At 35.3% G+C, this 13,834-nt stretch carries 11 protein-coding genes; 6 read left to right on the top strand and 5 right to left on the bottom strand.

The window, feature by feature from the left end; genetic code table 11:
- Window positions 1-53: 53 nt before the first annotated feature.
- The 4 genes from JQC67_RS13330 to JQC67_RS13315 form a co-directional block, all read right to left on the bottom strand.
- Complete coding sequence (locus JQC67_RS13330) at window positions 54-1,829, bottom strand: RagB/SusD family nutrient uptake outer membrane protein (protein ID WP_203253417.1); 1,776 nt, start codon at window positions 1,827-1,829, stop codon at window positions 54-56.
- 19 nt (window positions 1,830-1,848) lie between these two features.
- Window positions 1,849-5,079 carry a SusC/RagA family TonB-linked outer membrane protein gene (locus JQC67_RS13325; RefSeq protein WP_203253416.1) on the bottom strand — a complete coding sequence of 1,077 codons (3,231 nt, stop codon included), beginning with the start codon at window positions 5,077-5,079 and terminating at the stop codon, window positions 1,849-1,851.
- A 365-nt stretch (window positions 5,080-5,444) separates the two neighbouring features.
- A complete protein-coding gene (locus JQC67_RS13320) occupies window positions 5,445-6,206 on the bottom strand; it encodes an SOS response-associated peptidase (protein ID WP_203253415.1) in 762 nt (253 codons plus the stop codon).
- A gap of 30 nt (window positions 6,207-6,236) precedes the next feature.
- Window positions 6,237-7,130, bottom strand: coding sequence for a sugar phosphate isomerase/epimerase family protein (locus tag JQC67_RS13315; protein WP_203253414.1), 894 nt, complete (start codon window positions 7,128-7,130; stop codon window positions 6,237-6,239).
- Window positions 7,131-7,264: 134 nt separating this feature from the next.
- Between JQC67_RS13315 and JQC67_RS13310 the strand changes: the two genes are divergently transcribed.
- From JQC67_RS13310 to JQC67_RS13285, 6 genes are all read left to right on the top strand, one after another.
- The gene (locus JQC67_RS13310; RefSeq protein ID WP_203253413.1) at window positions 7,265-8,005 is read left to right on the top strand and encodes a phytanoyl-CoA dioxygenase family protein; all 741 of its coding nucleotides are present in this window, start codon (window positions 7,265-7,267) and stop codon (window positions 8,003-8,005) included.
- A gap of 103 nt (window positions 8,006-8,108) precedes the next feature.
- Window positions 8,109-9,605: a CotH kinase family protein gene (locus JQC67_RS13305; protein WP_203253412.1), complete on the top strand. Its 1,497-nt coding sequence runs from the start codon at window positions 8,109-8,111 to the stop codon at window positions 9,603-9,605.
- 22 nt (window positions 9,606-9,627) lie between these two features.
- Window positions 9,628-10,320 carry an orotidine 5'-phosphate decarboxylase / HUMPS family protein gene (locus JQC67_RS13300; protein ID WP_203253411.1) on the top strand — a complete coding sequence of 231 codons (693 nt, stop codon included), beginning with the start codon at window positions 9,628-9,630 and terminating at the stop codon, window positions 10,318-10,320.
- Window positions 10,321-10,349: 29 nt separating this feature from the next.
- Entirely contained in the window at window positions 10,350-11,375 is a 1,026-nt protein-coding gene (locus JQC67_RS13295; protein WP_203253410.1) for a zinc-binding dehydrogenase, read from the top strand.
- 6 nt (window positions 11,376-11,381) lie between these two features.
- Window positions 11,382-12,164, top strand: coding sequence for an SDR family NAD(P)-dependent oxidoreductase (locus JQC67_RS13290; RefSeq protein ID WP_203253409.1), 783 nt, complete (start codon window positions 11,382-11,384; stop codon window positions 12,162-12,164).
- A 25-nt stretch (window positions 12,165-12,189) separates the two neighbouring features.
- Window positions 12,190-13,083, top strand: a complete 894-nt coding sequence (locus JQC67_RS13285; RefSeq protein WP_238934769.1) for a sugar phosphate isomerase/epimerase family protein — start codon at window positions 12,190-12,192, stop codon at window positions 13,081-13,083.
- Here the strand turns inward: JQC67_RS13285 and JQC67_RS13280 are convergent.
- The gene (locus tag JQC67_RS13280; protein ID WP_203253408.1) at window positions 13,076-13,831 is read right to left on the bottom strand and encodes a 3-keto-disaccharide hydrolase; all 756 of its coding nucleotides are present in this window, start codon (window positions 13,829-13,831) and stop codon (window positions 13,076-13,078) included. The two genes, JQC67_RS13285 and JQC67_RS13280, sit on opposite strands and share 8 nt — an antisense overlap.
- Between the last annotated feature and the right edge of the window lie 3 nt (window positions 13,832-13,834).

The raw sequence follows: 13,834 nt of genomic DNA, 5'->3' as shown, positions 1-13,834 counted from the left end.
AGGCCATCTCATAAAGATGGCCTTGTCTTTTAATAAATACTTACTATTTACAATTACCAGCCAGGGTTTTGACCTAAATCTGGGTTTTGCGAAATTTCTGAAAGTGGAATAGGCCACAAATAATGCTTGCTTTCATCAAATTGAGGTGTTGCCCAATCTGAACCACCATAAGGATCAACATAGGTTTTTCCAGATTCTGCATCTACGGCTGTTACCACTGTTGCGCCTTCATAACGTGCCTCTGCAGCTGCGTCCCATTGGATACCGAAATCTTTCTTTGCTAATTTAGAACCTTGTTTCCAACGACGTAAATCATCATAACGGAAGCCTTCCATAAACAATTCAACACGTCGTTCTCTCCTAATTTCAGCTATTAATGGAGAAATGCCGTCACCTGTATAACGAGGATCTACTGGTACAGCACTCATATCTAAGTGAGGCATACCCACACGATCACGAAGTGCATTAATAGTCAAATCAAGATCACCTTGGCTTATTGTACCTAATTCAGCTACTGCCTCAGCATAATTCAATAGGGCTTCACCTAAACGCAATGTTATTGCAGGTGTCCATGACGTATTATAAGAACGATATGCTGCTGCCGCATCATAAACTTTGATTATTTGGTAACCTGTTGCACTTTTTTCTCCTCCTACCATACCGGTAACACGAGGATATGTAAAGTCGGCACTATTCCCAAAATTATAAAACTCACGATCTTCTGGATGAAGAATAGTTTGGCGTAAACGTGGATCTCTGTTTACAAAAACATCTTCAATGGTTGCGTCTCCTTCATATAAATCAGATAATGTAATAGGGTTACCATCAGTACAAAGATAATCTTCTACCATACTCTTGGTCGCACCACCATTGTAACCTCTCCAATATGACATTACGTGATTTGTATATTGACCTGGATCATATTTTCTCCATAAAATAACTTCAGAATTACCGTCTAAATCTAATTGACGGTGATATGCGTTATAGTCATGTAAAGGATCACCAGTTGAATACAATGAATAACCACCGTTATCAATTAGCTCTTTAGCTGCATTTGCCGCTTCGGTCAACCACATTTCACTATTAGTACCGCCATGGTATTTTTGCCAAGTACCTTCAAAAAGACAAATTCTTGATTTTACTAACAATGCAGCCCAACGATTTAAACGACCATGATTACCACCATCACCCCAAGATTCTGGAATGTTTGCAGTAGCAAAATTCAAATCTTCTAATACGTTAGCCATAACTTCATTACGAGGCGTTCTAGCACTAAATAATTGTTCTGATTCAGTTGATAGTTCTTCATCAATCCATGTAATATCGCCAAATTTAGAAACTTTGTCAGCATAGAACCAACCTCTAAAAAGTCGTGCTTCAGCTCTATATTTATCCTTTACTTCTTCAGCTACATTGGCTAGGTCATAATTTTGTAAGCCTATGTTTAAAGAACGAACAAAATTCCACCCCGTGTAACCATACCATTGTGCTCCATCAGGAACTACATGAATTCCAGCGCGTAAAGACCGATATCGATCATGTCTACTATGCTGAGCGGTTATATTATCTGATGCCTCATCTAAATACCAGATTCCATATTTATGACTATTAAAACCGTCAGAGTGACCCATCATTGCTGGTACTGCGTGATCTTGTCTTGCTAAATCATAAAAATTGTTATTGTATACCTGAAGATCACTTTCAGTGGACCAAAAGGTACCATCACTTACACTATCAAGTGGTGCTCTTTCTAAGAAGTCATCGTTGCAGCCAATTACAAGCAGAGCAACTGCAAACCACATTATATTTTTTATTTTATTTGTTTTCATAGTATATATATTCTTTTGATTAAAACGATACATTAACACCAAAGGTTAAAATACGTTGTAAATAATACTCTTGCGTCACAGTAAATATCGATTCAGGGTCTAAAGGTTTATGCATTTTTGTTGATTCCCATAGATTTTGTCCTGAAAGATATAATTGCGCTTTAGTCATACCTAAATCATCAAGTAATGTACTTGGTAAATTGTAACTAAGCGTTACATTCTTAAGTCGAATATATGATGCGTCTTGAACATATCGTGACTGTGGTAAAATATTACGTTTATCAGAAGTACCGATTAATGGTTTTGCGAAATATGCATTAGGATTCTCAGGACTCCATGATTCCGATATGTAATACTTCTCTACAAGATTTGCGTTGTTCGGGTAAAAGGCGTTCCAGTTGCCATTGTTAGGAAGATAATCTCTAAACAAACCTTGGAAAAACATATCTAGTGACCAGTTTTTATACTTAATATCTGGGTTAATGCCAAAGGAATAACGAGCTGTAGTATTACCTATAATTTTACGGTCACCCGGATCTTCTAATGTAGAACTTCCACTATCTATTTTATCATCACCGTTCAAATCCGCATATTGAATATCCCCGGCAGACCAATTATTTCCAATTGGTGATTGATCTGGTGCGGCTGCTACGGCCCCATCAGTTTGGAAAATACCAACAGTTTCATATCCCCAAATTTCTCCAACTTTTTGACCAACATAATATTCTGAAAGTGCTCCTGAAGGATTATTGTATTTAGTTATTTCTGTTTGACTATCTGCTAGAGCTAAGTTTAACCCCCATCTACCATGTTCGCCAAAAGTATCACGCCATGTAACTGATAATTCCCATCCTTTAGTACGTAAATCTGCAGCATTACTCGCTGGTGCACTTGTACCTAGCAAACCAGGATAATCAATTGACATTAACATGTCCTTAGTATCGCGAGTATAATAATCAGCTGTTACAGCTAGCTTATTTTTAAATATCGCTAAATCAATACCTAGGTTCTTAGATTCAACTGTTTCCCATGTTAGCGATGGACTTACTAAGCCCCCTGGACTAACGTAAGGTGTTCTTCCCGAACCTAAAATATAAGGAGATGTACTAGAACCTAAACTTGTAATATAAGGGTAGTTTCCATATTGCTCTTCAACAGATTGATTTCCTAATGACCCCCATGATCCTCTTATTTTAAATTGATCTAACCAATCAGTTGTATTAGCCATAAATGGCTCTTCTGAAACGTTCCATCCTGCTGAAACTGAAGGAAAGAAACCGAAACGGTCATCAGTAGGGAAACGAGATGTGCCATCATATCTACCATTTAACTCTAAAAGATAGCGATCTTTAAAAATATAATTGAAACGATAAAAAGCTCCACGTAATGAAAAGTCTGACTCATTTCCTCCAGTTGTTTGTGCTCCTGTTGTTGCACTAATATTAGTAATTAAAGGTGTAATTAATGTTTGTGCACGAGCTGAGAAATAACGTTTGTGACCCCATTCTTGGTTAAAACCTATCATTGCTTTCACAAAGTGGTCTTTGTCTTCATTATCTGCATTAAATTCATATTCAGCAAAAGCATTAAAAACATAATACTCATTACGATTATTGGATTCTTGAATGTAATCATTGCCACTCAATCCATTGGTTAATATTGGATCCGCATTAAGATCAGTACTTACTATCTCAATTTTACTAGCTACATCTTTATCGTTTCTATTGAAGGAATTATATGAAAAATTACTTCTGATTTTAAATCCAGGAGCTGGATCTAATGTAACGCCTTGTGTTAACCATAAATCTCCTGCATTAAAAGTATCACGACCTCCATCCTCTAAATATGGAAAAAAAGTTCCAAAATATTCACCAATTAATGGTTCATATGTAGCTCTATCTCCTGGAGTTTGGTAGAAAGGTAAATCAGGGAATTCTAAAGGTGTTATAGCCGTAACTCTAGCTACAGTATTTATGTTAACATCCCAATTGTAAAAATGTGGTTTGTCACTATTCTGATTATTATAAACAATTTTAGAATCTAAATTTAACCAATCATTTACTTGATAATCGGTTTTCATCAAGATGTTATATCGTTTGAATTTCTCATTTTTCTCCGTGTTGTTGATATACCCATCTTTGCTTAAATATCCGAATGAAACATAATAGGAAGCCTTTTCAGTAGCACCACTAATGCTAAAATCATAGGTTTGCTGTGGAGAAAAATCTGCAATTGCTTTATTATTGTAATCGTTATTACCATAATAGCGTAAATTACCATTAACAACTCCCCATTCATTTTCTGGTATAGGATTTTGAGAATATCGCAGTGTTCCAGCAACGTAGTCGTCATCATATCTAGGTTGTCCACTCGTATTTATCGTAGCCTCGTTTAAATAAGTAACAAGATCGTAAGGGTCAGTTACCGGATCAATATGGAAAATAGGTTTAGCGTATGATTGCTGCGTACTAAAGTTAATAGCTGTTTTACCAACTCTTCCTTTTTTTGTTTCTACTAAAATTACCCCAAAAGCACCTCTAGCACCATAAACCGCAGCAGCGGAAGCATCTTTAAGTACAGAAACACTTTTAATATCATTTGGATTGATACGTTCTAAATCCATTGGCACCCCATCAACTAAAATTAATGGACTACCACCGTTAATAGAGGTGAAACCTCTAATATTAAACTCGGAGGATTCACTTGGGTCCCCGTTTCTAATAGATACATTTAGGTTTGGCACAACACCTTGTAAGCCTTGCCCTGCTGAAGTAATTGGTCTATTTTCAAGACGTTCTGCATCAGCAATACCTACAGAACCAGTTAGGTTCTTCTTTTTCTGAGTACCATAACCTACAACTACGACTTCATCTAATTGACCAGCATCAATTGCCAAATTTGCATTTATGGTTGAATTTCCAGCAACTGCAATTTCTACAGATTTATAACCGATGTAACTAAATACTAAAATAGCATCTGAATCTACATCGATTGCGTAATTACCGTCAAAATCAGTGACAGCTCCTTGATTTGTACCTTTTACTACAACACTAGCACCAGGTAAAGGTATACCGTCTTCGTCGTTCACAACACCAGTTACAGTTGATTGTAAAATATTGTTTTTAAGAAAATCTGGGCTTGCAAATGTTAGCGACGCAAACGTTTGTGTAATACCCAGAAAAAATAGCAGCGCAGGTAATAAATATCCAGCCGCTTTTGGCATTAATTTTTTTAAGCGATTTTTCCTCATAATAAGTTAAATTAAGTTAGTTGTGATTATTTAAATAGATAAAAATTGTTAAGTCAATTATTTAGTTGCTTTTTCTATATTTTAATTTTATGGGTGATTTCTTGAGATAAATTAAAATACAAGTGCAATAAAATAGTGGCTTAACAAATTTTTAACTTTTCGAAAGTAAGAATAGATTTTTCTTAAAAAAAATAAAATATCAATTAATTTTATTTTTTTTATGTGTAAAAGTTGTGTTTAAAAGTCAACGTGATATAGCTTAAACCATCTTTATTCACCCCAGAATGGGAGATAAGATTTATTTATGTAATCCTTAAAAAGTCAATAAAAAGTATGAATTTCCCAAAAACGATTCATACTAATTTCTAAAATTCTAACTCTTCATATTCAAAATGTGCTGAAATTTCAGGAACATTACCAAGGTATGATTTACCTCGAATTCGATTTACCGTATGGGCTGTTAATTTATCAGTCGGATATTCTTGAATCAATTCTAGAGTTTGATTAATTAACTCCGCTCCTATTTCTGTATTTAGCCAATCATTTTCTATTTCTTTTGAAAGAATGAATGGCATTCGTGGCCCTTCTAGTTTAGGGTTATTATGTATTCTTTTTAATAATGAATTTCCTTTTGTAGTAACAATTGTAAATGTTACCATTTTTCCACCTTTATTGTTTGTATACTCGGTGTATAGCCCAGCTAACGCTAGTGGTTCATTGTTCTTGTTCTTTATAAAATAAGGATAGGTTTTACCTTTAAAATGATGGTGTTCATAAAAACCATCTATATAAATAATGCATCGGTTGTGTTTGGCTGCTTCGCGAAATGATGCTTTTTCAAAAATAGTTTCACCTCTGGCATTTAAGGTTGAATTCCATATCTTTTTTAACTGCTCTTCGTGGGTAACCCAAGAAGGTACTAAGCCCCAAGTGGCTACTTCAGGATAATTTGGTGAACGGTCTGTATAAATTAATATTTCTGGATGACTGAATCCTGAAACATGATGTAAAGGTAAATCTGTTAACGGAGCTAGTTTTTCTATTATCTCGTCTATTGCCTTTAAATCACCAAGTCTTTCGGCTCTTTTTAATTGGGCTTCTAAACTTGCTTTTATATCGTAACACATGATTCTATTTTAATACACCGAAATTAAATTTTATAAAAACTGTTGTAAATTTTGTTTGAAATAAGCAGCACTATCAGCAATACTTTGCATTGAATTGTGCGCAAAATTACTTCCTTGTTCTATATAGTAATATTGTAATGCATCTTTGTCAATTTTAGAAAGCATGTCAACATAATCGATTGAACCATTGCCTAGTTCAGAATAATCACGTGTAACTTTATCCATATCCTTTATATGCCACATCACATAGCGTCCTGGGTTTTGAGTAATTAATTCACTCGGACTCAGTTTTGAAGAATGCTCTACCCAATACATATCCATTTGTAGTTTTACAAAGTCAGCATCTGTTTCTTTTAAAATGATATCATAACCGGTTTGTCCATTATGATCAGTAAATTCAAAATCATGATTGTGGTAAGCAAAACCTAACCCAGCTTTTGTGACTTGCTCTCCTATTTTATTTAATTTCTCAGAGAGAATTTTAAAGTTTTCGATTGTTCTGTATTCCGGTGCTAACCATGGCCAAGTAATATATTTTGAACCAATTTTATGTGAACCTTCTATGCATTGGTCAACATAAGACAGCAGTTCGGAAAAGGGTTTCATAAAATAACTAGAAAAGTCATAATGGCCACTAGTTACCGTAAAGTCTAAATCATCTAGTAAACTTTTAAAATCAACGGCTTTCATTCCATAATAAGTGCCTTTTTCTCCATCATACCCAAATAACTCTGAATCTTCATAACCCATGGCTCTCACCTTTTTTAAGGTAGCTATTGGATCGATAGTCATTGCATCACGAATAGTAAAAAGCTGTAGCCCCATTTTAAACTTACTTTTTGGCATCATGGTAAAAGAATTTGTGGGGAGCACTGCCAAAGTTGCTAATACACCTGATTGTTTTATGAATTTTCTTCTACTCATGAGTTATGTTTAAATTGATTTCTTAAAAAGAATTCTTTTGAAGTACTTCAAATATAGTACATATTCAGAATTCTTTTTTTAGCCTAAGAAATGAGATATTTATTACTTTAGAGGTGAATCATTATAAACAAAATATGCTAAGTACTGAAGAATTAAAAACACTAGATAGAGATGGTTATGTTTCATTAGGTCAACTTTTGTCAAACGAACAAGTGAAAGCGATTAATGATAAAATTGATGAACTTCTCCAAATTGAAGGCGAAAATGCAGGTTCTGAATTGTTTGAATCAAAGTACATTCGACATCCTAAAGAAGAAGGTGCTGATCGTTTAGCTGATTTGGTGAATAAAGGAGCCATTTTTGATGTGTTCTATACACACAATAAAGTTTTAGCAGGTATTACTGCTGTTCTTGGCGAACATTTTAAATTATCGTCTTTAAATTATAGGGCTGCAAAACCTGGACTGGGACATCAAAAATTACATGTTGATTATGGTAATTCTATTGTAGACGGACATTATAAAGTCTGTAATACAATTTGGTTATTAGATGATTTTGTTGAAAATAATGGCGCTACCAGAATTGTACCAGGTACTCATAAATCAAAATTACTACCAAATGAAGTTATGAAAGATGTGAATTTGGCACATCCAGATCAAGTATTGATTCAAGCTCCAGCTGGCTCAGTGTATATCTTTAACTCACATGTTTGGCACGGGGGTACAACAAATTACACCAATAAATATAGACGAAGTATTCATAGTTATTTTTGCGCTCAAGATCAACCACAACAGTTAGATCAAAAAAAATACATCACAGAAGAAACAAGAAATCGGCTTGACGTAAAGTATCAAAAAGTATTAGATGTTCTGTAACTTCTTTTGAATTTTCAGGTCAAAATTCTATAAGTTATTGACGCATATCTTGTTTATTAATCTCATTTGAAAAAGTAATTTTACTCCCATTGCGTTTAATGTTATGAAAAAACCAATATTATTATCTGCATCCCTACAATTTTGTGCTAGGTTATCCTGTTTGTTATTCATTTTGATCATTTCTTCTTGTAAAAAGGAGAATACAATTCTTGAAGAACACATTGATCCTTTAGTTCCTGAAATTGTTGGAACTTTATCCGAACAGAATTATGTTATTGACAGTTTGAACTCGCTAATTCTTTATAATGGCGATGCTGTTGATTTTACTTCGAGAATTGTAATTAATAACGATACTTTAGTAATAAGCCCAGCTGATACTAAACTTGACTTAGGCAAAGAATACACAGCTACAAGTTCTAATAGTACATTTAAACTGTATAGAACTGAAATTCCGATTATTGCACTTACAACCGTGTCTCCGGATATTCCTGATGACCCCAAAGAACCTGGCACTATCACCATTTTTGAAAATAATGTAGAACCATATCAAAGTAATATAGGTATTGAAGTAAGAGGTGGGTTTTCACAAAGTTTTCCGAAACAATCTTATAGCGTTGAATTATGGGAAGAACTTGATGGTGAAGATACTAAAAGTGAGTCCTTACTTGGACTTCGGGATGATGATGATTGGATTTTAGACGGACTTTGGAATGAACCTTTACGGGTTCGAGATTTTTCATCGCACGCTTTATGGCTTCAAATGGCAAGATTTAATTATAGCGAAGATGAACCTGAAGCGGTATTAGGAATCCAAAGAAAATATTGTGAATTATTTTTAAACGGTGCCTATAGAGGTGTCTATTATTTGGGTGAAAAAGTAGACCGTAAGCAGTTGAAATTAAAAAAGTTCGATGAAGTAATACGAGGTGAACTTTACAAAGGAGATAGTCATGGTGATGGTGTTAATTTTTATGGTGTAGAACCAATTAGTAATTCTGAGTTTTATTGGAGCGGCTATGAAATGAAATACCCTGATGAAATAGGTGAATTTGATTGGTCAAATATTCAATCATTTGTTGATTTTGTAGTCAACAGTGAAACTGCTGATTTTGATTCTGAGATTGAGAATTGGCTAGATATTCAAAATGCCGTCGATTATTACCTTTTTATGAATATTACCTATGCTCAAGATAATAATGGCAAAAACTTATATACTGCCCGCTATGATACAGATATGCCTTATTTATTTGTAGCATGGGATATGGACGGTACATTTGGCAACGAATGGTCTGGAGAAAGATACGACAATACTGATTTTATATTATCTAACGGATTGTTTGATAGACTCATAACAAGTCCAATATTTGTTACTGAACTGAAAAGTAGGTGGGCAACTTTACAAACGTCGAATTTATCTGCAGCTAGTTTAAAAAAGCTATTGGGTGATAATTATGAGTACCTCAAATCAAACGGAGTTTATCAACGAGAGGCTTTATACGAAGACTTGCCCTATAGATATAGCGAAGAAGAAATCAATTTTATTAATTCATGGATAGATTCTAGAATCACTTTTCTAGATAACCATATATCAAATTTATAGTTATTTAAAAATATAGTAAAGTATGAAACCAATTGTTCAAATATCATTAGACCTTACCAATATTGAAGAAGCATTAGAAACTGCTGCGCTGGCTATGCGAGCAGGTGTTGATTGGTTAGAAGCAGGTACTCCCCTACTTTTAGCTGAAGGTTTACATGGTGTTCGAAAACTACGAGAAGCTTTTCCAAATGTACCAATAGTAGCTGATTTAAAGACTATGGATGGTGGTTATCTAGAAACTGAAATGATGGCGAAAGCAGGTGCTACACATGTTGTGGTTATGGCAAGAGCGCATGAAGAAACTATTAAAATTGTTGTAAAAGCAGGGCGTGATTTTGGCGTAAAAGTTATGGGTGATAATTTAGGCTGCCCAGATATGATTGAAGGTGCAAAACGTCTTGAAAGGTTGGGGTGCGATTATATTGTGCATCATATTGGTTATGACGAACGTCGTGGTATTGCAGCAAACGGTCAGCGAATGCCTAGCCCATTAGATCAATTAAAAGAAATTGTTGCAGCTGTTACTATTCCTGTTCAGGCTGTAGGTGGATTATCACTTGAACAAGCAATTCAATGCCCAGAATATGGTGCACCGCTTGTAGTTTTGGGCGCGCCTCTGACAATTGATGCAGATGCCTTTAAAACTGCTGATGGTGACCTTGAGGGATCATTACGAATGATATGTGAAAAAATTCATTCATATGATGAAATTTAAGATTGATTAATAAAACAAGAAATATACCTATGAAATCCATTGCTGTAGTAAATTATGCTGAAGAAAAAGGAAGTGTTGAAATTCGTGAAATTGCGAAGCCTGTAATTGGATCTGATGATATTTTGTTAGAAGTGGCTAATGTCGGTGTCTGTGGAAGTGATCTTCATCAATGGACTTCTGATCATAGTTGGCCAGTAAATTATCCGGTGGTATTGGGTCATGAATTTGGAGGTCATATAGCTGAATTAGGAAGTAATGTTACAGGGTGGAAAGAAGGTGATCGGGTCGTTAGTGAAACCGCAGCAGTTATTGACACTAATAATCCAATGTCACGTCAAGGTCTTTATAATTTAGATCCAACCCGAAAAGGATTTGGCTATGGTGTGAATGGTGCAATGACCCGTTTTGTAAAGGTACCCGCAAGATGTTTACATACGGTGCCAGATCAGCTGCCTTTTGAACAAGCTTGTTTAACAGAGCCTTGTTCGGTAGCCTATAATTCAGTTGTGGTTAACTCAAATATTAATCCTGGTGATCGAGTAATAGTAATTGGCCCTGGTACAATTGGTATTCTTTGTGCAGCTATGGCAAAGTTATGTGGTGCTGAAGTTGCAGTGGTTGGATTAGAACAAGACAAAGGTCGTCTTCAAATAGCTGCCCAATACGGATGTGAAGTAATTATTGGTGATGCTAATGATTGGGCTAAGAAACAAGATGGACTTGGTGTCGATTGCGTGATTGATGCGGCAGGCGTTAGTGCTACATTGAAAATGGCGCTAGAATTAGTACGCCCTAACGGTCAGATAACTAAAGTGGGCTGGGGACCAAAACCCCTGAACTTTTCTTTAGACCCATTAGTTCAAAAAAATGTGCGTTTACAGGGTAGTTTTAGCCATAATTGGCCTATTTGGGAAAAAGTACTATCCTTATTAGCTTCGGGAAGATTAGATGTGAATCCCATTATAGGTGGCGTATGGAATTTTACAGATTGGCATGAAGCGTTTGAGCAAATGCATTCTGGTAAAGTGGTTAAAAGTGTATTAAAACCAAATTAATTATATATGCGTTTAAAAGACAAAGTAATTTTAGTTACAGGCGGTTATACAGGTATAGGTAAAGCAATTGTGAAACAATGCCTTTCTGAAGGTGCCAAGATAGTTGTTAATGGTTTGCGAGATGAATTAGGTCAAGAACTTGTTAAGAGCTGCGATTCCGCGAATATAGTTAGCCATACTTTAGATATTACTGAAAATGATGCTGCTGATAAATTGATTCAAAAAACTATTGATACCTATGGTAAATTAGATGCTGTTGTAAACAATGCTGCCATCGTAATACCTTCAAATATTAGTACAACTTCAGTAGAGTTTTTAGAAAAAATGTTTGCGGTAAATACATTAGCACCGTTTGCAATTATAAAAAGAGCCTTACCAGAATTAGTGAAAACACGTGGATGTGTAGTAAACATTGGTTCAATTAATTCATGGAGTGGTGAGCCTGATTTGCTAGCTTATAGTATTTCAAAAGGTGCATTAATGACCATGAGCCGTAATCTAGGGGATTCATTATTCAGAGAGCACGGCGTGCGAGTCAACCAAATAAATCCAGGGTGGGTATTAACTGAAAATGAGTTGATTAACCAACGTGCGCAAGGTAAAAATGAAAATTGGTTTGAACATCTACCAAATGTATATGCTCCAGCCAAGCGACTTTTTAAGCCAGAAGAAATGGCCATGGCTGCCATCTATTTATTATCAGATGAAAGCGGACCAATTAGTGGTCAAGTAATAGAAGTTGAACAATTTCCGATGATAGGCAGAAACCCTCCAAAAGGGGATCTTTAAATCAGTACAACAAAACAAAAGTGATATGCCCAAATTAGCAGTATTTCCAAAAGCATTTATGCATCAACTCTGTAAAGATGGAACGATGAAGGTTTCTGAATGGATAGATTTAGCTTCTAAACTTCAGGTGGATGGAATAGAATGGTATGCCGGATTTCTTGAGATGGAAGATGAAGCAAATTGGCCGATTTTTAGAAAGGAAGTTGAAAGTCATGGTAAGGTAATACCAATGTTGTGTTGTTCTCCTGATTTTACGCATCCTGATGAATCTTTTAGAAACAACGAAATTGAAAAGCAACTCAAATGGATACAAATGACTGATATTCTCGGTGGAAAATATTGCCGTGTTTTATCAGGGCAGCGTAGACCTGAGCTAACAATTGATGAAGGTGTACAATTAGCAGCAGATTGTATAAAAGCTTGTTTGCCTTTGGCAGAAGAATTAGGAATCACCTTAATTCTTGAAAACCATTATAAAGATGATTTTTGGGAATACCCTGAATTTGCTCAACAAATGGATGTTTTCTGTAAGCTTGTAAATAGTATAGATTACCCAAACTTTGGTGTGAATTATGATCCTAGTAATACTTTTTTGGCTGGCGAAGAACCATTAGAACTTCTATATAAAGTATCAGATAGAGTGGTAACAATGCACGCAAGTGATCGGTATTTGTTATCTGGTACCATTGAAGATCTTAAAAATGAAGAAGGTGGCTCTGTGGGGTATGCAAAAAGATTAAGGCATGGCGAAATTGGTAAAGGACTTAATGACTACGATGCTATTTTTACCGAATTAAAGCGTGTTGGTTTTGACGGGTGGATTAGTATTGAAGATGGTGTAGATGGTATGGATCAGTTGGAACGTAGTGTAACCTATCTTAGAAAAAAAATCAAACAATACTGGCCGGAGTTTATTTGATTTCTTTAGCAATTTGATCTTCAGAAGTAACGCCAGCTGGTAATTCAATAAGTTTGAAGTTCTTAAAGTGTATTTCTGCACCTTCAGATTCTAGGCATAAATAGCCCTTTTTAATGGTTGATTTGCTAATGCCATTTACAAATTTTCCATTTACGGATAATTTGATAGTTCCGTCTACGCAAATAACTTTGTAATTGTTCCACTCCCCTTTTCCTATAGCTCTATTTTCAATGGATTTACTTCGTGTACCCCTTGGGTTATCTGGGTTTGTAGTTACCCCACCAACCCCAAATAGCTCGCCATGTACATATGCAATTGGCGGTTTCTTTCCATCTCGTGTATTTAGATTAACCCAGTCTAATTCTAACATTTGCACTTCTACTCCACCCGGAAGTCTTGAATCTGGATTAGGATCAGCATCGCTCCAAACAAACACACCAGAATTTCCACCAGCTTCCATATGTCGCCAATCAACTTCTAAAATAAAATTCTCGTATTGTTTTTCAGATCGCATCACTCCTATTGGCAATCCTTTACAGATTAATAATTCATCTTCAATTCGCCAAGTATCGTCTTCTGTATTCACATTAATCCAATTGATGTTCTTGGAGTTTTTTACCTGACCATCGTTCAAATCATCTAATGCTATTTCTGTACCGAAAATAATGTCCGGTTCTTGGCTAAATACTTCCGTAGAAAAAAGTAATATTGAAATAAATATAAATAAGTTCGTTTTGTTGCTTGTCATTTT

It is taken from the genome of Aurantibacter crassamenti (assembly GCF_016811105.1).
Lineage (GTDB): Bacteria > Bacteroidota > Bacteroidia > Flavobacteriales > Flavobacteriaceae > Aurantibacter_A > Aurantibacter_A crassamenti.
This window is presented reverse-complemented; position numbering and strand designations above follow the sequence as displayed.